This window comes from Streptomyces sp. NRRL F-5727 (genome assembly GCF_000719555.1).
In the GTDB taxonomy this organism is placed as follows: Bacteria; Actinomycetota; Actinomycetes; order Streptomycetales; family Streptomycetaceae; genus Streptomyces.
Genome location: NZ_JOGX01000178.1, coordinates 1 through 298 on the forward strand (window position 1 = coordinate 1; position 298 = coordinate 298).

The 298-nt window shown below is 73.5% G+C and carries 1 protein-coding gene; it reads right to left on the bottom strand.

The features are described from left to right. On the bottom strand, positions 1–298 hold a 298-nt coding region (locus IF73_RS38460), incomplete at both ends, for a vitamin B12 dependent-methionine synthase activation domain-containing protein (protein WP_037881946.1).

The following is a 298-nucleotide window of genomic DNA, read 5'->3' on the forward strand; positions in this document are numbered from 1 at the left end:
CTGGTACTCGGTGCGCAGCATGCCGTCCAGGCCGGCCGGGTCGGCGCCGCCGATCCCCCACTCCCGCCGCACCCGCGCGTGCCAGTACTCGGCCAGCGCTTCCGCCAACTGCACCGACAGGCCGTGGAGTTCGAGGTAGTCACGGTAGGCGTCGGCGGCGAAGAGCCTGGCGGTCTCCTCGCCGATCCGCGATCCGACGGTGACGACCTGGAGGGCGACGGTGTCGACCTCCCCGGAGTCCTCGGCGCGGTGGAAGTCGGCGAGACAGAGGCGGCGGCCCCGCTGCTGGCGGGGGAAG